The following is a 22,713-nucleotide window of genomic DNA, read 5'->3' as shown; positions in this document are numbered from 1 at the left end:
ACATCATATACATAAGATTTGGTATTGAAAATGAAAAATGTAAATGTGTCTTCAAATGAAAAATCTTCAACAATAAGATTGAAGCAAAAAACAAAGAATATGTTAGAAGAATTAGCGAAAGGCAAAGAAACGCATGAGCAAATAATTCTAAGATTAATTAAACTTGCTAATGTTTTAAAATCTAATACTAACACAACCATACTAGAAAAAGGGAATATTATAGGTACAAAATATGAGCGAACTCATAAAACATTAAAAATAAAAATAAACAACTTAGAATACAGCGTTGTGTGTAAGTATAATGATATTTCAATAATGGCTCTTTTGCAAAATAAATCATTAAAAGAACTCTCAGGCAGGCAAGATTTTGATTGGCGTCTTGATTTAGAAATTATAAATACTAATCATGGCTTAGGTTGGCAAGATCCTGAACATATGCGAGAGCAAGAGGCTAATTTAATATATTTTATATGTCTAAAAGAATTACTTGAAGATGTATTTGATATGAAATTATATCAATTTGAAACAATAGAAGATTATTTTAATGGAGATATTTGGTCAAATGTATATGAAAAGAACAATTTATCAAAAGATTCATTGCACTTCGATATCAGGAGGCATCTTCCATGAGTAAGCCAAAATATATTTATATTTTGCCAGAATTCGCCAACTCTACTAATTTGAAAAATAAAAGGGGGCAATTTCAAGATGAATACTCAGCTACGTTCTCTGAGAAAGATATACAAATAAGTCTAACTGAAACAAATTCTTTAGTAGAAGATGAATATTGCTTAAATCTAAAATCAGCGAAGTTCACATTAGAAGGTGAGACGAAGGAATCGATGATTCATCATCATAAAAAAGGGCATTCAGATAAACATTTACAATTCAAATTGTATGCAAGAAATCAAGAAATAAGAATTTTCCTAGAAAAATTAGATGATGAGGATTATCAAAGATGCATCAAAGGATTTTTATATGTTGCAAAAGAATTAATAAAACAAGAACAAGAAAACAACAGTGTTAAAGAGAATTTAGTGAAATATTTTTTTAATGAAAAAATAGAGCAATTAATTCTAGAAAGAAACTATTTATTAAATAAAATAAATGAATCTTTTAATAATCAAAAAATATTAAATAATGCTGGTGATGCACTAAATCAAGCTGACATAAAAGAACTACAAAGAGAAGAACATCTAAAACTATTTCTAGACGTATTAACTAAATAAAGAGATTATATTTTAAGTTAATTGTTGAAAACAGCACAAAATATTTAAAAACAGCTCTTGATAAGATATTATGCCTGATATTATAATTATAAGAGGTCCTTTAGGAATAGGAAAATCTACTATATCTAAAAAATTAGCAGAAGATTTAGATGCTGAATACTTCTCGGTTGATGAAATTCTTGCAAAAAACGAGTTAGATGTTATAGATTTTGAAATTGGGTGTATTCCTGAACATAATTTTCTTAAAATAAATGAACTTATTTATCCAGATATATTGAAAAACTTAAATAAAAAAAAGTCAGTTGTAATTGATGGAAATTTTTATCATAAAACAGTATTAGAAGATCTCTTAACAAAATTCAACAAACACAAAGTCTTTGTATTCACGCTAAAAGCAAAAAAAGATGTATGTATAAAAAGAGATGCTGAAAGAAAAAAATCATATGGAATTATTGCTACGACTGCGGTGCATGATTTAGTTTCAAAATTTGACTACGGTACACTTATTCTAAATGAAGATGATGCTGTTGAAGAAAAAATAAAACTAATAAAATCAGAATTAGCGCGATTAAACACAAAGGATGCATAGCCCTGCATGGGCTATGATAAAACATCATTTTTTGTTAAAATTTGATAAAAATATTAATTTTTAAGAAAAATACTCAAATAGTAAAATCATCATTTAAGACTCTGATATGAGAAAATTTTTACTTTTTAAAAAAATCTGGCGATTTAAAAACGAAGAGTCCTCTCAATCGCCTGATGGTATATAGCCCCGCCCGGATTTGAACCGAGGTCCCAGGATCCAAAGTCCTGGATGATTGGCCGCTACACTACGGGGCTGTATTTTTTAAGTATTTGTGTGTGCTTTTTAAAGTTTTTTCTTTGTTTTTTTTTGGGTTTGTTTCTTCGTTGTTTTTAGATAGTTTTAATAATTCTTTATTGCTTCTTTTTTTTATTATTGGCTAGTTGTGAGTGTTGGTTATGGTTGATGAATTGGATTTTAAGCCTTTTTTGCGTAATTTGTATGATTTGTTACCTAGTGAGTCTTCTAATGGTTCGAATGGTTCTTCTGAGTCGGTGAATGTTAGTGGTGTTTCTAAAATGAGTGGTTCTGGTTTGAGTGGTGATTCTGGGAGTGATGGTTCGGGTGTGTTTTCTGATGAGTTCTGGGATGAGTTCTGGGTGGAGCAGGGTTTTGAGGAATCTAAGAGTTCTAGTGATGTTCTTGAGGGTGAGCCTTATTTTGATTTGTATAGAAGAATTGTTGAAGTTGAGGGTCTTAGTTCTAGGGCGGATCTTAGGCGTGTTCGTAAGATTGCTAAGCATCGTTTCATGGTGGAGAGTTCTTCTGGTGTTTTGAGGGCTTGGTATGAGGCTCGTAACTGGGTTTATGCTACCATGGTTGTGGGTATGGCTGATGATGAGACTGCTTCTAAGCTCGCGCCTTATACTGGTTATTCTAAGAAGTATTGTCAGGATTGGAATGCGCCTCTTAGCATGTTGGATCATGGTTTATTTGTGTGTGGTGGCGCTGAGACCGCGATGAATAGTTCTAGTTATGGGGATTTCGTGTCTAATTTTGGGTTGTGGTCCTTAGTGGTTACTACGCCTATGGCTCTTGGTAATCTTGTTTGGAATTCTTATCGTTTGTATAATAGGGATGAGAAGGCTCGTCCCGCGTTTGGTTATGCGGGTTTGGTTCTTAATGGTTTTTTTTATTTGAAGAAGAATCATGGTTCTTGGTTTAGTGAGAAGTTTTCTTTGTTTAAGGAACGGGTTAGTGATGCTAAGAGTTTTATTAGGGGTTCTGTTCTTGGTGATTTTTCTTTGCGTCCTTATTCTTTCTCTGAAGTGTTAGTGAGTGATGATTCCGCGAAGGATTATAACTTGGAAAGATTAATTAATCGCGACTTCCAAAACCAATAATTAACTTTTTTTTTTTTTTTTTTTTTAGTTGTTAAGGTAGTCTTCGATGTTTATTTCGTAGTTAACTTTTTTTATTGGTGTTTCTTGTACGCATACGTAACTCGTGCACTTCGTAGCTGTTATTTCGTTTAGGTTTAGTTCTTCTAGTGGTACTTGGAATTGTCTTCCATCATCCATTACTAGTAAGCATATGGTGCCTTCAGCTGTTATTTGGCAGTTTTCTCTTGCCCATTCTTCTCCGCTTATTTCTACGTAGTTCGTGCATTCTGCGTAGTTGCATATCCATTCCATTTCTGTGTCTTTGTTCTTCGTTGCGAATCCGGTTAGTGTAGTCGCGGATAGTAGTATTGATATGGTTACGACTATGTATAGTATTAGTAGGTGTGTGTTTTCTATTTTCTTCATTATTCAACCCCCTCGTTGTTTATTTGTTCTTTTCTTGTTTTTTATATATTTTGCGTTTCGTAATTTTTTTTTTTTTTTTGATAAGATTTAAAAAAAGAGGGTTCTTATTGTTTTTTTATGAAATTCGTTTTGTTAGCTTCTGCTTATGAATCACTTGGGGCTGAGTCTAAGCGTTTGAAGAAAACTAAGATTATTTGTGATTTGTTAAGAAACGCTGACTCTGAGGATTTAGGTAGGTTAATCTTGTTGCTTCAGGGTAAGGTTTTTAATACTGCTGAGAAGCAGGACTTGGGGATTGCTTCTAAAATAGTGATTAAGGCGATGAGTTCTGTTTTTGGTTCTTCTACTGATAATATAGAGAATCTTTGGAGGAACAAGGGTGATTTAGGCGTTGTTGCGCAGGACTTAGCTTCGAAGAAAAAACAAAACGTTTTGTTTAAAGAAGAATTATTTGTTGAAGAAGTTTTTTCTAGTTTTAGGAAGCTCGCGTCTCTTGAGGGTACGGGTAGTGTTGATAATAAAATAAAAATTATTTCTCGTCTCTTATCCTTGGCTGAGCCTTTGGAGGCTAAATTCGTTGTTAGGATTGCTCTTCAAGACTTAAGGGTTGGCGTGGCTGAAGGTACTCTTCGTGACGCGATTGCTTGGGCTTTCTTATCGGAGGCTGAGCCTAATTATGATGATGGTTCGATTAATCCTGAGAACAGAGAAAAGTATAATGAAGTCGTGGATTTGTTGCAATCCGTTATTGATAAAACTAATGATTTTGAGATCGCGGCGCTCACTGCTAAAAAAGGTCTTAGTGCTTTGAAAGAAATAAGATTAGTTGTGGGCAAACCTTTAAAAGTTATGCTTGCTCAAAAAGCGCCTACGATTAAGGATGCTTTCAAATCCGTTGGTGTTCCTGCTATCTTGGAGTATAAGTATGATGGTTTCAGGATGCAGATTCATAAAAACGGCGAGGTTAAAATATTTACGCGGAGACTTGAGGATGTGACTGCTCAATTCCCTGAAGTCAAAGAATATGTTGAGCACAACGTGGAAGCGGATTCTTTTATTCTTGATTGTGAAGCCGTAGGTTATAATCCTGAGACTAATAAGTATACTTCTTTTCAGAACATCTCGCAGAGGATTAAAAGAAAGTATAACATCGAGGAATTAGCGAAGAAATTACCGATTGAACTTAATGTCTTTGACGTATTATACTTAAATGGTGAGGACTTGTTAAACAAGCCGTTTAGTGAGCGTAGAAAAATAATTGAGTCTTTAATCAAAGAGGTTCCTAAGAAAATTGTTTTATCTAAAAAATTAATTACGAGTGATGAAGACGAAGCGAACAAATTCTTTGAGGAATCTGTTGCTCTTGGTAATGAAGGCTTAATGTTCAAAAACCTTGAAGGAACGTATAAACCTGGTGCGAGGGTTGGCTCCATGGTTAAATTTAAATCCTCGATGGATGCTCTTGACTTAGTAATTGTGGGTGCTGAGTGGGGTGAGGGTAAGCGTAGTGGTTGGCTTACTAGTTTTACTTTGGCTTGCGTGTCTGATTCTGATTTTCTTGAGCTTGGCAAAGTTGGTACTGGTTTGAAAGAAAAGCCTGAGGAAGGTCTTTCGTTTCAAGAATTAACTGATTTATTAAAGCCTTTAATAGTAGAGGAGAAAGGTAGAGATGTTAAGGTTAAGCCCGAAGTCGTTGTTAGTGTTTTATTTGAGGAAATTCAGAAGAGTCCTAGTTACGCCGCGGGTTTTGCTCTTCGTTTTCCTAGGATTGTTGCTTTAAGGTCTGATAGGAAGCCTGATGATGTCTTGGATGTTGAGCACTTAGAAGATTTGTATTACGAGCAGAAGAAGTCTTAGTTTTTTTTTTAGATAATTATGATGATTTTAAAACATTCTAAAAAAATAAATAAATATTTATATTAATATGATATTTTATTATCATAAATGGAGAAATTTATAACTGGTGAGATGATTGAAAAAACCAATTTATTGGTAGATACGAAGTTATTCACTGAGCTTCAAATTAAAATCTTAAAGAAGAAATTGCAGAATAAAAAACTTGATTCTAATGAAAAAACTTATTATTACAAATTTATAAAACCTAAACTTAGTGCTTTGTTGGAATTCTTCAGCTTAAACAAATTAATGATTAAGGGCGAGGAATATTTTCATAAAAACAGGCTTGATGAAGCTCAAAAATTAATGAAGAAACTGGAAAAACAACACAAAAATAAAAAAATAATGATATCTGGTTCTTTCTTATTCAACAAACACTATGAAGATATTGATGTTTTCATTTTTTCAAAGTACAAAAAAGAAGACGTAAAAAAGAAGAATTTACATATAACTTATTTACAAGAATCCTTCTTTAATTCTTTATTCTTTAATTCATTAAGACAAATAAGTGTTAGTAATTTTGCTCATGAACAATCAAATCCTGAAATTAATATAAAAAATTCGTTGCAAACATTCGAGTTACTAATAAATGAAATAATAAGTGATGAAAGCTATGAAAAGACACTCAGGGATTTCTTTTTGCAAACAGAATTCTTAAAGGGAATAATTTTGAATCCGAAGCAACTTCATGGTTTAATAAAAAAATTTAATCGGAAGAACTTCGAAATTTTGTCCAATGAGCTTATTACTTCCTTGATTTTATTTAAAACGAGAAGAAAACTTATACAAGATCAATTACTAATTTATGAGAAACTGCAAATAGAGTATAAAAATGCAAAAAACATCAAGTTCTACATCAAGACATACAGAGAAACACTCAAATTTCTCAGTTAGCGAAGCAAAAATCAAAATAAAGCAATTATTAGGCACTGGTTTAAAATTTGATGGTCATTTCAACAAGTGTTTTGAGAACCTTAAAGAATCTCAGCAAAAAGAATTAATTAACTGGATTAAGAACTGCGAAGAAAAAAAAGTTAATCCTGTACAATCAAAGAAAAACCCTGAAATAATAGGTTTCGTAAAAAGAATAGGTAGTAACGTCAGAGCAATATTAATCAAAAAAAAGGATAAATACTTCATAAAATTATTTTTAGACAAACATAAATATTATGAAGATGAAATGACTAAGCAAGGTTTTTGATTTTATTAACTTAAAAATATTAAAATCAGAGAGTTCTTGGTCTTTTTCGTTGTCTGTTTAATGAGTTGTCCATCCGCCGTCTATGACTAAGTTGTGTCCTGTTATGAAGTCTGAATCTGTTGAAGCTAAGAATACTACTGCGTCTGCTACTTCTTCGGGTGTTCCTATTCTCTTCATTGGTATGTTTGATAGCATTTCTTTTCTTTTTTCTAAGTCATCCATGAGTTCTGTTAGCATCTCTGTCGCTATGATTCCTGGTGATATTGAATTAACATTTATTTTGTAGGGTGACAATTCTAGTGTTAGTTCTTTTACTAGGTTTATGATGCCTCCGTTCGCGGCTGAGAAAGCGGAAGTGTTTATCATTCCTTTTTTTCCCGCGATGGATGATATCGTTATGATTTTTCCTTTCTTGTTTTTCTTCATGTGTTCAGCGACGCTTCTTATTGTTAGGAATGCTCCTTTTAAGTTCACATCTATTATGTTGTTCCATTCTTTTTCTGTCATCTCATGTATTGGTTTCTGCGTGAATATTCCTGCGTTGCTTACTAGTATATCTATTCTTTCGTATTTTTTTATTATTTTATTGATGCACTTTTTTACTTGTTCTTTCTTGGTTACGTCGCACTTCATGTATTCGGCTTCTCCGCCTTGTTGTTTTATTTGTTCTGCGACTTCCTTAGTTGTTTTAGCATTTATATCTAATAATATTAGTTTTGCGTGTTCCCTTGCGAATTCTATCGCGGTTGCTTTTCCTATCCCGTTTCCCGCGCCTGTTATTATCGCGATTTTTCCTCTTAGTTTCATTTTTTTTAGTGGCAGAGCCATCCTCCGTCTACTACTAAGTTGTGTCCCGTGATATACTTTGATCTTTCGGATGCTAAGAAAACTGCTGCTCTCGCGATGTCTTCTGGTTTGCCTAATCTGTTTATTGGTATGTTTTCTAGTAATGTTTTTTTTGTTTTTATTTTCTTACGCTTATTACTGGTTTTTGTTTGATTGCTGAGTCGTTGTTGTGTTCGGTTACTATTTTTACGTCTTCTACTGTGTAGAATGCGTCTTTATCATAATTAGTTATGTATTTTAGTAATTTGTCTAAGTCTTTTTTGTGTATGATTGTGTGTAGTGATTTTACTTCTCCGTCTGGTCCGTCTACTCCTATGCTTGTGAAGGTGTATCTTTTTCTTCTTAGTTCTTCTACTAAGTCTTGTGCGTCTTTGTGCGTTGTTACTCTTACTATTACTTTTCCTATGCGTATTTTTTTCTCTATTACTATTCCTAAGTATGTTCCTATTGCGAATCCTGTTGCGTATGCTAAGTAAGCGTATACGTTCGTTAAATTATCCATTATCCTAGTTATTGCTACTAGCCATATTAGTACTTCGAAGAATCCTATTATTACTGATAATAATTTTTCTCCTTTAGATATGAATATTAATCTTATTGTTCCTAGCGTAACGTCTACTATTCTCGCGATTAATATTAGTAATGGTATTATTATGAGTGTTACTAAATCAGTGCTTACTGCTGCTTCCATCACTTTTTTTTGTTAAGTTACTTGTTTATATATGTTGCTTTTTTTTCGTAAGATTTATAACTTTTTTTTGTTTTCATTTTCGTTATGGCTGATTATGATTCTAAAACTGGTAGTGGTGAATGCGTTTTTTGTGAAATAATTAAAGGTAATATTCAAACGCCTGGTATTTTTTGGGAAGATGATGAATTCATGGCTTTTTTATCTACGTGGCCTAGCGTTGAGGGTTTCACAGTAGTTGTTCCTAAGAAACATTTTGGTAGTGATTGCTTGGCTTTACCTGATGATGTTTTACAAAAATTTATTTTAGCTGCGAAAAAAGTTTCTAATATTCTTTTAAAGTACTTTGAAGACGTTGGTAGGATTGGTTTAATCATGGAGGGAACAGGTGTTAATCATGCTCACATAAAACTTATTCCTATGCATGGTACGGGTCATATTAAGAAAGGTGTTTGGAAACAATACTTGAGCAAAGAATCTTATTATTTTGATAAATATGAGGGTTACTTAGTTTCTGCTGATGGTCCTAAAGCGGACTCTGAGAAATTAAAAGTTTTAGCTAATAAATTAAGATCTGTTAATTAGTTATTGTTTCCCTGTGCTTCCAAATCCGTTTTCGCCTCTGCTGGTTTCATCTAACGAATTAACTTCTTCTATTTCCGCGCTGATTATTGGTTGTATTAATATTTGTGCGATTTTATCTCCTTTTTTTATTTCATAATCTTCTTTGCTTGTATTAAATAATACTATGCTTATTTCTCCTCTGTATCCTGAGTCTATTACGCCAGCCATGGTTTTTATTCCTTTCTTTGATGCTAGTCCTGATTTGTCCCATACTAATGCTACGTATCCTTTTTCTAGTGCGATTGCGATGCCTGTTTTTATTGTTTCTCTTGTTCCTGCTTTTATGGTTTTATCTTCGTATGAATATATGTCTAGGCCTGCGTCTCCTTCGTGTGCGTAACTGAATAGTTTTGCGTCTTGTTCTAATTTCTTCATTTTTAGTTTCATTTTGTTTTCCTCTTTTATTTCATATTTGTATGATTTCGCTTTCGTGATTATTCTTACTTATTCTTATTATGTTTTGTACGAAGCTTTCAAGTTTTGCTTCGTGACTAACAATTATTGTTTGTTTAGTATTTGTTCTTTCTAAAACATCTCTTACTTTATCTAATTGGTCCGAGCTGAATCCATCTGTTGGCTCATCAAGTATTAACAATCCTTTTGTTTTCACGTCATGCACCAAATCATTAATTACTTTATTTAATGCGAGTCTGTATGCTAGTGAAACAGCTGTTTTTTCTCCTCCTGACAAGTTCTCAACACTTGAATCGTATCCGTTCTGCGTTATGCTTGGAGAAAAATCTTGTTCTATGTTAGCTTCTAATTCAGTATCATCTATTAGCATTGAGAACCATTCTTTGAATAACTCATTAAATTCTCTGTGTATCTTCGCGAGTACTTGTTTTTCTATGATGCTCATTAAGTTTATGAAGTGATTGCTTATCCAATTTTCTAATGTTCTTTTCTTTCCTAATAAATCAAGATCTTTTTCTTTCTTTTCTAGTTCTGTTTTTTTATCTTTCAACGTTTGTTCTTTGTACTTAGTTGCTTCTTCATTTCTTAAAATTCTTTTATCTTCTTCTTTTATTTCGTTGTTTAATTCTTCTTGTTCTTTTTTTGTTGTTTTAATTATTTGTTCTAAGTCCTCATAAGTTATTAGTTCTTCTTTTAGTTTTGCATGTTCTTCTTTTTGTTGTTTTATTCTCAGTATTAGTTCTTCTTTTTTCTTGTTAAGCAATAATAATTTTTGTTTTTGTTCATCAACAAATTTCTTGTTTTGTTCTATTATTTTTAGTTTGTATTCATTCCTTGATGTTTCTTCTTTTTCTTTTTCTAATTCTATTTTTTTCTCTTCGAATTTTTTCTTTATAGAATCTAATTTTTCAAGATTACTTCTTAGAATTTTTTCTTTTTCTTCATAACTTAATAATTTATTTTCTTCTTCGTTCACCAAATTATTTTTATGTTCTTTACTAACACTTTGTTTACACGTAGGACAATTATCTAAATGATTTATTTCTTCTATTAATTTTTTTATTTCTAAAACCTTGTTCTTTACGACTGCGTCTTGATTCTTATTATTCATTAATTTATTTTCGAATTCTTCTTCTTTAATTCGTAATTCTTTTATTTCTTTTAATATTTCTTCAGTGCTTCTTTTAATTACGGGAACGTTTTCTATTTCTTTTTCTTTCTTAGTAGTATTTTCTTCTAAGTCTTTTATGTCTTTTTCTAATTCTTCCAAGTTATTATTCAAAGAATTAATATTATTGATGAACAAGTTGTTATTATTTTTTAATTCATTAAACTTCTTAGTTTTTTGTTCTATTGATTCTTGCTTTTCTTTGATTAAATCTTCTTTTTTACTTAATTCGTTTCGTTTCTTTTTTAATTCATCATTTTCTTCTTTTAACAAATTTACTTCAGTTAACAAATTCTTAATTCTTTCTTTTAAATCAGATTTTTCGTCGCTTAAAACATTATAATTTTTTAGTTCTGACCTTAAATCCCTTGCGTAATTAGAAGCGTTATTCTTTATTAATTCGTACTTATCAACGCCGAAGATTCTACGAAGTTTTTCTAATCTTTCATCTTTTGATTCAAAGATTATTTGCTTCATTTCTTCTTGTGGTGTGTAAACGGTGTACCTAAATATTAAAGTCTTGGACTTCGTAACTAAGTCCTCAGGGTATCCTAACAAGCTTAGGATTCTAGATTTTAATTCTACGGGTGTTAACAATTCTTTGTTGTTATTCTTTGTTAAAGAACAATTATCTTGTGTTATTCCTGTGCTTGTCTTCTTTAATCCTCGTTCTATTACGTATTCTTCTTTGTTCATCAAGAATTTTAACTTAATAATTCCTTCTTTTGAGCCGTGTCTTAATAATGATGAGCCATTTATTGAGCCTCTTATTAATCCGAACAACGCGAACTCGATTCCTAATAAAACGGTTGATTTACCGCTTCCTATGTCTCCTGATAAAAGAGTCAGTCCTTCTTTGAAATAAAATTCTTGTTCTTTGTAGGAGCGAATATTTGTTAAACTTAAAGATTTAATAATCATAGGTTTAGGAATAAATCTTTACTAATAAATGTTTTTCTCTTATTAGTTGTGAGTAATAATTAAAAACTTTGAAGTATTTCTTTTTTTTTATGAAGTCGCACACTGAGTATTTGTATTTTAATACGGATAAAGAAATGGAGTTTGTTAACATTACTGATGACGTGGAAGTTGCTGTTAGGAAGTCAGGTGTAAAAGAAGGTCTTTGTTTAATCAATCCGATGCATATAACTTCTGCTGTTTATGTTAATGACGCGGAATCTGGCTTGATTGAGGATTTTCAAGTCTGGTTAGAAGAATTGGCTCCTAGAAAACCTGGGTATAAGCATCATCAGACTGGTGAGGATAATGCTGATGCGCATCTTAAAAGGACTTTGATGGGGCATCAAGTTACTCTTCCTATCACGAATGGTTCTTTGGATCTTGGTACGTGGGAACAAGTTTATTATGCTGAATTTGATGGTCGTAGAAAGAAAAGAGTGGTCATTAAAATAATTGGGGAGTGATTTTCGATAACTTTTTTAATTCTTTCAATTTTTTTGAATAAATGATTAATGCTTTGCTTACAAGTTCGGATCATCACGCGAATTGGGGTGCTCTTGAGCACTGGTTCAAAGTTGCGAATGAAAAAAAGGTTCCTTTCGTGATTAATGGTGATGTTGTTGGTGATTATAATTTTGAGGGGATAGCTATGGCTATGGGTTTAACTGTTCCTGAAAAGTATTCTGATACTTATAAGCATGGTAAGCAATTAAAGGAGCTTTACAAGGCGATGATTGCTCTTCACGCGAAGAAACTTGCTGATTTAATTGATAAATACGAGGTTTTAACTGTTTATTTGTTAGGTAATCATGAGCCTGTTTTCTTTTGTGACTTGGTTTCTTATTATTTGAAGAATAAGGATTTGTTTATTGATTTGAATTCGTATCAAGGCGTATTAAATCTTAATGGTGTAAGAGTTGCGGGGATTCCTAATACGGGTCATTTGCAGTCTTATTGTTATGGTATTTTGTCTGAGAAAGAATTATCTAATATTTTTAGTCATCTTCGTACTGAGCGAAAGTTAATATCTGATTTTGATAGGGAAAAAGTTGAGGATCTTCGTGATCCTGTTGATGATGTTGATTGGATTCGTATCATGAGGGATTTTGAGGGGTTGGATGTTTTTTTTACTCATGGTCAGATTGGTAGGGGTTCTTGGCGCGCTGAGAAGCATGCTGATGAGACTCCTACGCTTCTTGTGGCTGCGAAGCTTAGTTTGCTTGCTAAGGTGACTGTTGATGGTCATCTTCATTCTTCTCATAAGATGAAGAACGCGGTTGGTAAGCCTACTATTAGGGCTGTTGGCAATCATGCTTTGTTGATTGAGAAGGATAATGATCAGATTTTTTTTGAGGATTTGAAGTCTGATGAGTCTTTTGAGGCGAAGAAGCAATTAATGTTTTCTAGGGAAGAATTTGATGCGTATAAGTTCTGATTCTTTTGTATTTTCGTGTTTTAAGGGTTTTCGTGCTTCGAGAACCTTGGTGAGGGGTGCCAAAACTTTTTGGGGTTTTTGTGCATGTTCAAATCCTTTTAGGGTTTTTTGTGTGAGAATAATGGTGTATGGGACCTCTGGGATTTGAACCCAGGACTTCCACGTCTTCAGCGTGGCGCTCTCCCAGTCTGAGCTAAGGTCCCATTCGTTTTTTTTTTGTGTTTTTTTGTTTTGTTTATATTGTTTTCTTTTTAGAAGTCATCTAGATCTTGTAGTTTGTCTAGGTGCCCGTTGTTTTTTAGCCAGGTTGCTTGTACTGGTCTGTATTTGAAGATTATATCTCCTTTTTCGTCTCCACCGAATTCCCATGGTTCTATTATTACTATGTCTCCTGGTCTGACCCACAGTTTTCTTTTTAGTCTTCCTGGTATTCTGCAGTTTCTTGTTTTTCCGTCTAGGCATTTCACGTCGCATCTTGATGCGCCTAGTCTTGCTTCTAGTATGCCTAGTACTTCGTTTCCTCTTGGTAGTCTTACTCTGAAGTCTTCTTGTTCTTGGTCGTCGTATTTTTGTTTCATTGTTTTTTTGAAGAGTACAGGCTTATTTATAAACTTTTTCTGCTGTTTTTTTTATTCTTTTTTTATTTGTTGTTTTTTTTCAAAAAACTTTATTTGTTTTTTTATTATGTTTTAGTGATTACTATTTTTTTTGTTATTTTAAAAGTGTTTCTAAAAAAAACTAGTCGAGAACAGAAATATTTATATACTAGGAACTTAATTTGTTTATAAATTTAACATTTTTTCAAGTTTTTTTTTTCGAGATTATTTTTTTTCTCGACGACTTGGTTCAATGTTTAGTGATTTCCGAGGTGAAATTTTTATGTCAAGATACGTTAAGAAATGTCCGGAATGTGGTTCTGTAAATCTTCAGTGGAACAAAGAGAAAGGAGAAATTATTTGTCGCGAATGCGGTCTTGTTCTTGAAGAGAAAATGGTTGATTTTGATCAGGAATGGCGTGAATTTGATAGTGACGCTGCTGCTAATAAAAGAAGAACGGGAGCGCCTATGTCTTACACTCAATTTGATCAAGGTCTAGGTACTGAAGTTGGTACTAAAGCTGATTTTTATAAATTGGGCGGTAGAGATAAAAGTAAATTCTTCAGATTAAGAAAATGGCAACAAAGAATTAGTACTGCTATTGAGCGTAACTTAAAACTTGCTTTAGCTGAACTTAAAAGAGTTTCTTCTTATTTGAAACTTCCTGGGTCTGTTGAAGAAGAAGCTTCTAGGATTTATACTTTAGCTGTTCAACGTGGCTTAGTAAGAGGTAGGAGCATGGAATCAGTTGTTGCTGGTGCTTTGTATGCTGCTTGTCGTCGTCACGATGTTCCTCGTACTTTAGATGAGTTAAGTGAAGCGTCTGGTGTTGAAAAAAAAGAAATTGGTAGGACTTACAGATTTATTACTAGGGAGCTAGGAATAAAGATTTTACCTAGTAATCCTTCAGATTATATTGCTAGGTTCGCTTCTAGTCTTCGTTTGAGTCCTGAGGCTCAGACTAAATCAGTTGAGATAATTGAGGAAGCTCAAAAAGTAGAATTAACTAGTGGTCGTGGTCCTACGGGGATTGCTGCTGCTGCTCTTTATGTTGCTGCTTTGCTTAACGGCGAGAAAAGAACGCAGAGAGAAGTCGCGGACGTCGCAGGGGTTACAGAAGTAACTATTAGGAACAGGTACAAAGAGTTGCTTGATGAGCTTGGTTTAGAAAAAGAAATTAAGAAAATCAAGAAGAAGATGGGTTCTTAAAAGCGTTAATTATTTCTTTTTTTATTTTTTCAAATTCTTTTATTTTTTGTTTTGATTTTTTATAAGTCTCTGCTAGTTTCATTAATGATTCATTACTTATTTGCACGTTAAATCTTTGTAATTCTATGTTTATGTGTTTAGAACTTAAGAATTGGCATAGTTGCGTTACGTTCTTTGGTTTTATTGTTTGTTTACATCTTTCAAAATCTATTATTACTGGTTCGTTATTTCTTATTAGTAAATCTTTGTGCGGATGATTCATTTCTAATTTGTTTATGTTTGCTTCATCCATTCTTTTACATTGATCTAACAAATTCAAGAATACTTTCTCTATTATTTTTTTGTCATTAACATTTTTCATCCATTCAAAAATACTTGTTCCTTCCGCGAATTCTCTTATCACAAAATCTAATTCTTCGTCGTAATAATACATTTCAGGTCCTACTCCGTGATTATTTAATGATTTATTATTTTCATATTCTCTTAGTATAGTATTAGGAGCTTTGCTTTCAGGATTCCTTGTTTTTATCACAAAGACTTCTTCGTTGTTTTTCGCTAAGTAAATATATCCTCTTTTTCCTTTTGAGAAATATTCTTTTTTGTTCCATAATTCAAGAGCTAATTCTTTATTTATCTTCATCAAGGTAAGCCTCATAAATCATTATGTCTTCAAAGAAAAAATGTGCTTTCTTAATTATTTTGTATTTGTAATTTTGTTTTTTTAATTCTTCGTTTATTGATTCAACGTCTGAATGAGAACTAACAACGAATAAAAGTTTTCCTTTTTTATTAAGGAAAGGTTTACTTTCTTTTATGAATCTAAGAGTTGTATTTATTCCTTTAGTTCCACTTGTTAATTCTTCATCTTCCTCTTCGTCTTGTTCTCTCGGCAAATAAGGAGGATTAAAAGCTATTAATCCAATTCTTCCTTTCAGTTCAGGATTCACGTTTTTGAACAAATCAGATTCTATGAATTCTGCTTTTTGTTTTTGTTCTTTATTTAAGGAATGAGAAACATAATTAATGGCTTCAGGGTTTATATCTATGAATAAAACTTTTTTACAGCGCGGAATCATTGTTAATCCTTGTATTCCTGTTCCTGTGCCTAAGTCCGCGCATATTTCTTGAGGTTCTTTTTTTAGAAATTGTTCTATTGCTTCTTTAAGCATTATTGAGTCTTCTTGTGGTTCGTACATTTTTATTTATTCTTTTAGGAATTCGTCATCTACTTTAACAACGTATTCTTTTACTCTGCTCATAATGGAGCTAAAGTAATATTTTTCTACTTTTTCTAAGAATATTTCTTTAATACTTGCGCCTTCGTTTATTCTGTAATTATTTCCATTTTTTTCTATTAGGAAAGAATCTCTAAGTCTTAGTATTTGTCTTCTTATATTAGAAGGAGCCACGCCTAGTATTGTTAAGTTGTATTTTTCTCTGTTTTCTATTACTAATTTTTCTACTTCTGTGGAGCTGAGTTCTTTTCCTTTATTAGTTAAGAAAACTTGTAAAACGTCTACGACTACGTCTCTGGAATCTCCTGGTTGTAATAATCCTATGCTTAAGCAAAATTTTCTTATAAGTTCTCGTCCTTGCAGAGTTATTGGTTTCTCGTATTTTCTAAGGGTTATCTCTGCTAAAGGAGTATCTCTTGATATTGTTTTAGCCATGTTATTTGTTTAATGTTGGTTTTATTTAAATATTTTTACTTCAATATTTGTTTATTTTGTTGTTTTTTCACAGAAAAATATTTATATCATTACAATTACTTGTTACTCAGGGGTTAAATGCAAACAGAATTTTTTTTGATAATAATAACTATTGCTTTGTCAGCTTTTTTTAGTGGTGCAGAAGTTGCGATTGTTGCGACTTCTAAGCTTAAAGCTGAGCAACTCGTTAATAAGAAAGTTAGGAATGCTCAAGCTTTGCTTAAGCTTAAGAATCATCCTAATGAGTCTCTGATTACTATTCTTATTGGTAATAACATCATGAATGTTGCTAGTTCCGCGATTGCTACTAAGATCGCGTTTGATCATTTTAATAATATGAACATAGGTATTATTACAGGGGTTATGACTTTGATTCTTCTTACTTTCGGGGAGATTATTCCTAAGACTTTCGTTGTTAAGAACTCTAAGAATATTGCTTTAGCTATTTCGCCTATTTTGCTTACTTTGTTTTATTTATTATATCCTTTTGTTAAAAGCTTTAATTATCTTAGTTTAGTGATTAATCGTTTTATTGGTAGTTCTGATCATGATCCTTTGGTTACTGAGAGTGAAATTAAGTATTTGATTCATATTGGTGAAAAAGAAGGTGAGATTAATAAGAATGAAAAAGCTATTATTAACAAGGTTTTCAAGCTTGATGATTTGTCTGTTTCTAAGATTATGACGCCTATTAAAGATGTTTTTTCTTTGGATTGGAACTTAACCGTTGAGCAAGCTATGCCTTTAATCATTGAGTATGGTTATACTAGGATGCCTGTTCATTCAAGTAACAAAGGTAATATTAAGGGCATGATTACTATTCAGGACGTTGTTGGTCAAATATTTAAGGGTAATAATACTGCTAAATTAAAGTCTGTGATGAATCCTATTTATTTTGTTAATAGGGCTAAGAAGCTTGATGAAACTTTGAAAGAGTTGCAGCTACGTAATTATCACATGGCTATAGTTGTTGGGGCTTATAAGCAAGTTGTTGGTTTGGTTACTGTTGAAGACATCGTTGAGGAATTAGTAGGTGAAATATTTGATGAAGAGGATCGTGTTGATTCTTTGATTAAGCAAGTATCTGATGATGAATGGTTAGTTAAGGGCAAAACTTTTATTAGGACTATTAATAAGAAGCTGAATCTTTCTTTGCCTATTACTAATGAGTTTAAGCCTGTTTCTCGTTTCTTAATGGAGCGTATTGATTCCGCTGAGAAAGACAAATTCTTTAAATGTAAAGATAATGAAGTTGTTATCACGATTAAGCAAGTTCATAATGATAAGATTTTATTAGTGTCCATTAAGAAACTATGATTTTTTTTTTAACAAAATTTAAATATGATTGATTTTCCTTTTTATTTCATGTCATTTAATTGGTTGCAAGAACACGCTTTAGTAATTCTTTTCTATTTGGGTGTTGCTTTATTAATTTATTTTTATAGGAGTCGCTTCGAGTTTCAAGGTTTAGTCGCTTTATTAAAGACTAAGTTAGGGATTAAGCAAATGAAGAAGTTCGCTACGCCTCTTCCTAAGAAAAAAGATTTGGTTGGTAAAAAAATATTTTTGATTTCTTCTTATTCTTTCTTAGTTCTTGTTTTCTTTCTCTTATTAGATATGATTTTTGGTTTTAGTTTCTTTTTTGCTTTATCTTTGAGGCTTTTGTTAGCTTTATCTTTTCTTGGTGTTTGTGTGTCTATTGTTTTTTTTAGGCAGATTAAATCAGCGAGTTACGTAGGTGTCTATGTTGGTTTTCTTGGTATGTTGTTCATGCTTGTTTTGTTAAGTATGGGTTTGTATCAGTTATTTTTTGATCCTTCAGCTCCGCCTATGTTCGCGCCTGTACTTCCAGGTATAAGTATTCCTGGCACTCCTTTCAAGCTTCCTTTATTTGAAGGCTTGATTTCTTTGTTAGTCGTCGTTGTTATTCACGAATTTAGTCACGGTGTTGTTTCTAAATCTTACAAAGTTCCTATTAAGAGTTCTGGATTCGTCATGTTTGGTCCTTTGCCTGGTGCATTCGTTGAACCTGATGAAAAAAAATTAAAGAATGCTTCTTCTAAGGCGCAATTATCTGTTTTTGCTGCGGGTCCTTTTTCTAATATTTTATTAGCGGGTTTCTTGTTCATATTATTGGCTTTGTTTAGTTTGTTATCTGTTTCATTATATGAGCCTTCAGGTGTCAGAATTGATGGTTTCGTAAACATGGATGATGGTCGTGACTTATCTATGCTTGATGAAGGTGATGTTATTAAGAGTGTTAATAACGTGTCTGTTCTTTCTAGTTATGAATTAGTTGTTTTTGTTCAGAATCTTAGTCCGGGTGATGTTGTTTCTTTCATGATTGATGATGATGAAAAATTAGTTGTTCTTGGTTCCGATCCTAACAATGAGTCAAGACCTTTTATTGGTGTTTTCCTTGACACAGAGGTTTCTGGTACAACCGTGGTTTCTAATAACAAGTTTTTTAGTTATGCTTATTTTTGGTTAATTGGTAATCCTTTCTCTTCAAGTCTTAATAATAATCTTGGATTATTATGGTTAATATTTGTTTTAAGCTTCGGTATAGGGATTGTTAATTTATTACCTGTTGGTCCTCTTGATGGTGGCAGAATGATTTTTCTTGTTATGAAAAAAAAGTTTGGTGAAAAGAAAGCATCAAAGTATTTAACTTTGTTATCTAAGTTTTTGTTTTTCTTAGTTCTTATTCTTGTTTTTATACCTATTATTAGGGCTTTGATTTAATTTTTATTTGGCGAAATTTTTATAAAGTATTGATTAGTTCATTTAGTTTAGTGTAGGGGGTTTTTTTAATGAAAGATTTGAAAGTTGATGAATTAAAAGATTTTATTTCTAAAGGAGATACAGTTGTTGATTTCTGGGCTTCTTGGTGTGGTCCTTGTAAAATGCTTGGTCCTGTGTTTGAAGAAGTTAGTAAAGAATTAGAAAAGGTTAAATTTGCTAAAGCTGACATTGACGAAGTGGGTGAAGCCGCTGTTGAATTAGGTGTTAGAGGAGTTCCTACTATTATCTTGTTTAGGGATGGTAAAGAGCTTAACAGGATTGTTGGTTTCGTTCCTAAAGATGTTTTGAAGTCTCAGATCAGTGAGTCTTTTAGTTAAAGGTGGTTAAGTGTTTATTCATAATATTGATCCGGTAGCGTTTAGTTTTGGTGTATTCGAGGTTAGGTATTATGGGTTGGTTTATTTTCTTGGTTTCTTGTTTGCTTATTTTTTTTTAAAATATCAAATTAAAAGGGCTAGGATTAAGCATCTTGGCTTAAATGATTTGGATTCTTTAATGATTTATTTCATGCTTGGTAGCATCATCGGGGCTCGTTTCTTTGACTTTGTTTTCTTTAACACTAGTGTTTTGTTAACTAGTCCTTTCGAGGTCTTTAAGATTTGGCACGGTGGTATGTCTGTTCATGGAGGAATAATAGGCGCGGTCATTGCGGGCTTATTATTTGTTAAGGATAGGAAAGTTAAATTTTATGATTTAGCTGATCAATTCATTGTTCCGTTCATGTTCTTTCTTGGGTTAGGCAGGATTGCTAATTTTATTAACGGAGAATTATGGGGTGTTCCTTCCTCTGCTAAGTTTTGTATTGATTATTCTCAGAGCAACTTCGTTTATAATGCGCCTCAAGGTTGTAGGCATCCTTATCAATTATATGAGTCTTTTAAGAACTTCGCTGTGAGCATAGCTTTATTGATTTATTCTTCTTTTTCTACTTTGAAAAAAGGATTGTTGTTTTTGTATGGTTTGTTTTTTTATAACGTGTTAAGGTTCTTTATTGATTTTTATCGTGAACAACCTTTATTTCTTGGTTTAGGCACAGGGCAGTATCTTTGTATTGTTTTCTCATTAGTATCTTTGTTTTTCATAATAAAAATTAAATATCCTGGTTTTTTTTTAAAAAAAGTAAAAAAAGATTTAAAGTCTAAGAAGAATCTTAGGTTTAATTCAAGAAAAAATTAGTGTTTCGTGATAATATGAAGTTGCAACTTGCTAAGGGTATGAGTGATTCTTCTCCTTCGGAGATGATTTCTTTACAGAGGACTATGAATTTTTTAAGGGATACTTTTGAGAAGTATGGTTTTGTTCCGTTTGATACGCCTGCTATTGAGCGTTTTGATATTTTATCTGCTAAGTATGCTGGTGGATCCGAGATTCTTAAGGAAACTTTTAAGTTGAAAGATCAAGGGGATAGGGAGCTTGGTTTAAGGTATGATTTAACAGTTCCTTTTGCTAGGTTCATTGGTATGAATCCTATGTTGAAGTTGCCTTTTAAGCGTTATCATATGGCTAAGGTTTGGCGTGATGGTCCTATTGGTCTTGGAAGGTTTCGTGAGTTTTGGCAATGTGACGTTGACATTCTTGGTTCTAAGAAGATGAGTGCTGACGCGGAAATATTAGAATTGGCATCTTCTGTTTTTAATGAATTAGATATGAGTGTGTTGATTAGTGTTAACAATCGTAAATTATTAAATGGTTTACTGGATGTTGCAGGGATTTCCAATAAGGAAGAGGTTATTTTGATTATTGATAAATTAAAAAAAGTTAAGATTGAAGAGTTGTATGCTGAATTGAAAAGTGTGGGTGTTGATAAATTAACTGCTGATAAGGTTTTTGATTTTTTTAATGTTTCTGGCAACAACAAAGAGAAACTTGCTAAGTTAAAAGAAGTTGTTGTTTCTGAGGAAGGTAAGCAAGGTATTTCTGAGTTGTTTGATTTATTTGATTATCTTGATGCTTATAATGTTAATAATTATGAGCTTGATTTATCTTTGTCTCGTGGATTAAATATTTATACAGGCACTGTTTTTGAGATAACTCTTATTAATAGCGAAGTTAAAAGCTCTGTTGCTTCTGGTGGCAGGTATGATAAAGTTGTTTCTCAGTTTTTGAATTCCAAGAATGAGTATCCTTGCGTAGGTATCTCTTTTGGTTTAAGCAGGTTAAGTGTTGCTTTCTCTAAGGATGATTTTGATTCTTTGACTCAAGTATTCGTTGTTCCGTTAGTGGATGATAAGTCTTGTTTGCATGTTGTTAAAGATCTTAGGAATCAAGGTTTAAGAGTTGAAACTGATATTATTGGTAGGAATTTGAATAAGAATCTTAATTATGCTAATTCTAAAAAGATTCCTTTCGTCGTGTTTGTTGGTGAAGATGAATTAAAAAAAGGTTTGTTCAAGCTTAAAAATATGTCTTCTGGGGAAGAAGAGTTCTTATCACCGAAGGATATTTCTAAGAAGGTTCTTTCTGTTCTTAATTAATTATAAAAATATTTATATAGTTCTCTCTTGACTTTAGTTATTTATGAAAAAAGATTTCCTTTCATTCCTTGTTTTTTTTGTTGTATCAGTAGTTTTGATTCAATTAGTTTTATTGGTTGTTTTGTTTGATTCTTCTGTTGAGTCTAACTTATTCAAAGGGGATGCTACTAGGTCTGGTTCTTTTCAGTTTTGTCTTAATTTTCCTCCTGTGCTTAATGTTTCTCATTGTCCTTCTGTTTTTAATCAATCAACTACTTTAGAGGATAACACTGTTTTTTGTTATGTTAATGCTAGTCATCCTAGGGGGCACGAAGTCGTTATTGATAATTATTCTTCTGTTTACAACGGGTTATTTTTTAATTTGTTTGAGGATGGTTCATTTTCTTTGAGCGCTAATCAATCAGGCGTAGGTAATCGTTCCGTTCCGGTTTCTGGTTTTGATATTGGTGAATGTTCTTTTTGGGCCGTTGAGTATTATGATTTCGAGGTTCTTGATATTAATGATCCTCCTTATTTGAAGAATAATTTGCCTAACATTGTTTTAAAGGATGGTTCTACTATTGTTGCTTTCGCGCTTGGTGATTACTTTGGGGACGTGGATATTCGTCCTGAGTGGGGTAAGTCTTCTTTGAATTATTCTTATGCTGCTGTTGGCAATCTTAGGGTTCAAGTAATTATTTCTCCTAATTCTTTCGTTACGGTTATTAGTCCTGAAGGTAATTGTGAAACTGATTATGTTATTTTTGAAGCTAAGGATGGTGGTAATTTAACAGCTGATTCTAACGTTGTTTCTATTGAGTCTAGGTGTGATGGTGTTGATTCTGATCCTGGTAGGGACCTGTCTGGTTTTGATAGTCCTTGTATTTCTGATTGGCGTTGCGATCCTTGGTCTGATTGTTTCATTAATGGTACTCAGTACAGGTTTTGCAGAGATAGGATGGGTTGTGAAAAAGATAAAACTTTTTGGAGAGACTGTGAATACGTAGCTACTTGTTTTGATGGTGTTCAGAATTGTCATGTTATGCTTGATGGTAGTATTCTTTGTGAGGATGGTGTTGATTGTGGTGGGCCTTGTGAGCCTTGTAGCGTAGAAGAAATCCCTGAGGATCCTGAAGCTACTTGTT

General features: G+C 32.4%; 27 protein-coding genes and 2 tRNA genes. 17 read left to right on the top strand and 12 right to left on the bottom strand.

What is annotated here, in order from left to right; genetic code table 11:
* Positions 1-30: 30 nt before the first annotated feature.
* The 3 genes from KO361_04620 (at position 31) to KO361_04610 (ending at position 1,818) form a co-directional block, all read left to right on the top strand.
* Positions 31-630 (top strand): hypothetical protein, encoded by a 600-nt coding sequence (locus KO361_04620; GenBank protein MCC7574848.1) that lies wholly within the window; start codon positions 31-33, stop codon positions 628-630.
* Entirely contained in the window at positions 627-1,229 is a 603-nt protein-coding gene (locus KO361_04615; protein MCC7574847.1) for a hypothetical protein, read from the top strand. Before KO361_04620 ends, KO361_04615 begins: the two co-directional genes overlap by 4 nt.
* A gap of 70 nt (positions 1,230-1,299) precedes the next feature.
* Positions 1,300-1,818 carry an AAA family ATPase gene (locus KO361_04610; GenBank protein MCC7574846.1) on the top strand — a complete coding sequence of 173 codons (519 nt, stop codon included), beginning with the start codon at positions 1,300-1,302 and terminating at the stop codon, positions 1,816-1,818.
* Between the two features lie 181 nt (positions 1,819-1,999).
* On the opposite strand, the gene KO361_04605 is transcribed toward KO361_04610, so the two are convergent.
* Positions 2,000-2,072: transfer RNA gene (locus tag KO361_04605), tRNA-Gln, on the bottom strand.
* Between the two features lie 141 nt (positions 2,073-2,213).
* On the opposite strand from KO361_04605, the gene KO361_04600 reads away from it, so the two are divergent.
* Positions 2,214-3,158 carry a hypothetical protein gene (locus tag KO361_04600; protein ID MCC7574845.1) on the top strand — a complete coding sequence of 315 codons (945 nt, stop codon included), beginning with the start codon at positions 2,214-2,216 and terminating at the stop codon, positions 3,156-3,158.
* A 24-nt stretch (positions 3,159-3,182) separates the two neighbouring features.
* On the opposite strand, the gene KO361_04595 is transcribed toward KO361_04600, so the two are convergent.
* Entirely contained in the window at positions 3,183-3,563 is a 381-nt protein-coding gene (locus KO361_04595; protein MCC7574844.1) for a hypothetical protein, read from the bottom strand.
* A 117-nt stretch (positions 3,564-3,680) separates the two neighbouring features.
* On the opposite strand from KO361_04595, the gene KO361_04590 reads away from it, so the two are divergent.
* From KO361_04590 to KO361_04580, 3 genes are all read left to right on the top strand, one after another.
* Positions 3,681-5,420, top strand: coding sequence for an ATP-dependent DNA ligase (locus KO361_04590; protein ID MCC7574843.1), 1,740 nt, complete (start codon positions 3,681-3,683; stop codon positions 5,418-5,420).
* Between the two features lie 87 nt (positions 5,421-5,507).
* Entirely contained in the window at positions 5,508-6,353 is an 846-nt protein-coding gene (locus KO361_04585; protein ID MCC7574842.1) for a hypothetical protein, read from the top strand.
* On the top strand, positions 6,292-6,660 hold the full coding sequence (locus KO361_04580; GenBank protein MCC7574841.1) for a hypothetical protein: 369 nt from the start codon (positions 6,292-6,294) through the stop codon (positions 6,658-6,660). The genes KO361_04585 and KO361_04580 overlap by 62 nt, the downstream gene beginning before the upstream one ends.
* A 57-nt stretch (positions 6,661-6,717) precedes the next feature.
* On the opposite strand, the gene KO361_04575 is transcribed toward KO361_04580, so the two are convergent.
* Genes KO361_04575 through KO361_04565 form a run of 3 tightly spaced genes read right to left on the bottom strand, consistent with a single transcriptional unit; the run spans position 6,718 to position 8,197 of the window.
* Entirely contained in the window at positions 6,718-7,488 is a 771-nt protein-coding gene (locus KO361_04575; protein ID MCC7574840.1) for an SDR family oxidoreductase, read from the bottom strand.
* Entirely contained in the window at positions 7,473-7,715 is a 243-nt protein-coding gene (locus KO361_04570; protein MCC7574839.1) for an SDR family oxidoreductase, read from the bottom strand. The genes KO361_04575 and KO361_04570 overlap by 16 nt, the downstream gene beginning before the upstream one ends.
* On the bottom strand, positions 7,625-8,197 hold the full coding sequence (locus tag KO361_04565) for a DUF2179 domain-containing protein (GenBank protein ID MCC7574838.1): 573 nt from the start codon (positions 8,195-8,197) through the stop codon (positions 7,625-7,627). The genes KO361_04570 and KO361_04565 overlap by 91 nt, the downstream gene beginning before the upstream one ends.
* A gap of 84 nt (positions 8,198-8,281) precedes the next feature.
* Between KO361_04565 and KO361_04560 the strand changes: the two genes are divergently transcribed.
* A complete protein-coding gene (locus KO361_04560; protein MCC7574837.1) occupies positions 8,282-8,779 on the top strand; it encodes an HIT domain-containing protein in 498 nt (165 codons plus the stop codon).
* Here KO361_04560 and dut read toward each other — a convergent pair whose 3' ends face one another.
* Both dut and KO361_04550 read right to left on the bottom strand, forming a co-directional pair.
* Positions 8,780-9,205, bottom strand: a complete 426-nt coding sequence (gene dut / locus KO361_04555) for a dUTP diphosphatase (GenBank protein MCC7574836.1) — start codon at positions 9,203-9,205, stop codon at positions 8,780-8,782.
* 19 nt (positions 9,206-9,224) lie between these two features.
* Entirely contained in the window at positions 9,225-11,321 is a 2,097-nt protein-coding gene (locus KO361_04550) for an AAA family ATPase (GenBank protein MCC7574835.1), read from the bottom strand.
* A gap of 89 nt (positions 11,322-11,410) precedes the next feature.
* Between KO361_04550 and KO361_04545 the strand changes: the two genes are divergently transcribed.
* A complete protein-coding gene (locus KO361_04545) occupies positions 11,411-11,824 on the top strand; it encodes a secondary thiamine-phosphate synthase enzyme YjbQ (GenBank protein MCC7574834.1) in 414 nt (137 codons plus the stop codon).
* Between the two features lie 41 nt (positions 11,825-11,865).
* A complete protein-coding gene (locus KO361_04540) occupies positions 11,866-12,795 on the top strand; it encodes a metallophosphoesterase (GenBank protein ID MCC7574833.1) in 930 nt (309 codons plus the stop codon).
* 129 nt (positions 12,796-12,924) lie between these two features.
* Here KO361_04540 and KO361_04535 read toward each other — a convergent pair.
* Together KO361_04535 and eif1A are read right to left on the bottom strand one after the other, a co-directional pair.
* Positions 12,925-12,998, bottom strand: a tRNA-Phe gene (locus tag KO361_04535).
* A 48-nt stretch (positions 12,999-13,046) separates the two neighbouring features.
* Complete coding sequence (gene eif1A, locus KO361_04530; protein MCC7574832.1) at positions 13,047-13,373, bottom strand: translation initiation factor eIF-1A; 327 nt, start codon at positions 13,371-13,373, stop codon at positions 13,047-13,049.
* Positions 13,374-13,674: 301 nt separating this feature from the next.
* Here eif1A and KO361_04525 point away from each other — a divergent pair, with 301 nt between their 5' ends.
* The gene (locus tag KO361_04525) at positions 13,675-14,601 is read left to right on the top strand and encodes a transcription initiation factor IIB (GenBank protein ID MCC7574831.1); all 927 of its coding nucleotides are present in this window, start codon (positions 13,675-13,677) and stop codon (positions 14,599-14,601) included.
* On the opposite strand, the gene KO361_04520 is transcribed toward KO361_04525, so the two are convergent.
* The 3 genes from KO361_04520 to KO361_04510 are packed head-to-tail and all read right to left on the bottom strand — an operon-like array spanning position 14,579 to position 16,271.
* A complete protein-coding gene (locus KO361_04520) occupies positions 14,579-15,241 on the bottom strand; it encodes a hypothetical protein (protein MCC7574830.1) in 663 nt (220 codons plus the stop codon). The genes KO361_04525 and KO361_04520 overlap by 23 nt on opposite strands.
* Positions 15,228-15,797 (bottom strand): methyltransferase, encoded by a 570-nt coding sequence (locus KO361_04515; protein ID MCC7574829.1) that lies wholly within the window; start codon positions 15,795-15,797, stop codon positions 15,228-15,230. Before KO361_04515 ends, KO361_04520 begins: the two co-directional genes overlap by 14 nt.
* Positions 15,798-15,803: 6 nt before the next feature.
* Positions 15,804-16,271, bottom strand: a complete 468-nt coding sequence (locus tag KO361_04510) for a hypothetical protein (protein ID MCC7574828.1) — start codon at positions 16,269-16,271, stop codon at positions 15,804-15,806.
* Between the two features lie 117 nt (positions 16,272-16,388).
* Here KO361_04510 and KO361_04505 point away from each other — a divergent pair, with 117 nt between their 5' ends.
* The 6 genes from KO361_04505 to KO361_04480 all read left to right on the top strand — a co-directional run.
* On the top strand, positions 16,389-17,627 hold the full coding sequence (locus KO361_04505; protein MCC7574827.1) for a hemolysin family protein: 1,239 nt from the start codon (positions 16,389-16,391) through the stop codon (positions 17,625-17,627).
* A 24-nt stretch (positions 17,628-17,651) separates the two neighbouring features.
* Positions 17,652-19,055 carry a site-2 protease family protein gene (locus tag KO361_04500; GenBank protein ID MCC7574826.1) on the top strand — a complete coding sequence of 468 codons (1,404 nt, stop codon included), beginning with the start codon at positions 17,652-17,654 and terminating at the stop codon, positions 19,053-19,055.
* Positions 19,056-19,123: 68 nt separating this feature from the next.
* Positions 19,124-19,432, top strand: a complete 309-nt coding sequence (trxA, locus tag KO361_04495) for a thioredoxin (protein MCC7574825.1) — start codon at positions 19,124-19,126, stop codon at positions 19,430-19,432.
* A gap of 10 nt (positions 19,433-19,442) precedes the next feature.
* The gene (lgt, locus tag KO361_04490; GenBank protein ID MCC7574824.1) at positions 19,443-20,291 is read left to right on the top strand and encodes a prolipoprotein diacylglyceryl transferase; all 849 of its coding nucleotides are present in this window, start codon (positions 19,443-19,445) and stop codon (positions 20,289-20,291) included.
* A gap of 14 nt (positions 20,292-20,305) precedes the next feature.
* A complete protein-coding gene (hisS, locus tag KO361_04485) occupies positions 20,306-21,589 on the top strand; it encodes a histidine--tRNA ligase (GenBank protein ID MCC7574823.1) in 1,284 nt (427 codons plus the stop codon).
* Between the two features lie 43 nt (positions 21,590-21,632).
* On the top strand, positions 21,633-22,713 hold a 1,081-nt coding region (locus KO361_04480), incomplete at its 3' end, for a hypothetical protein (GenBank protein ID MCC7574822.1).

The organism is Candidatus Woesearchaeota archaeon (assembly GCA_020854775.1).
Classification (GTDB): domain Archaea; phylum Nanobdellota; class Nanobdellia; order Woesearchaeales; family 21-14-0-10-32-9; genus 21-14-0-10-32-9.
The sequence above is the reverse complement of the archived record's forward strand: the minus strand, read 5'-3'. Positions and strand labels throughout refer to the sequence as shown.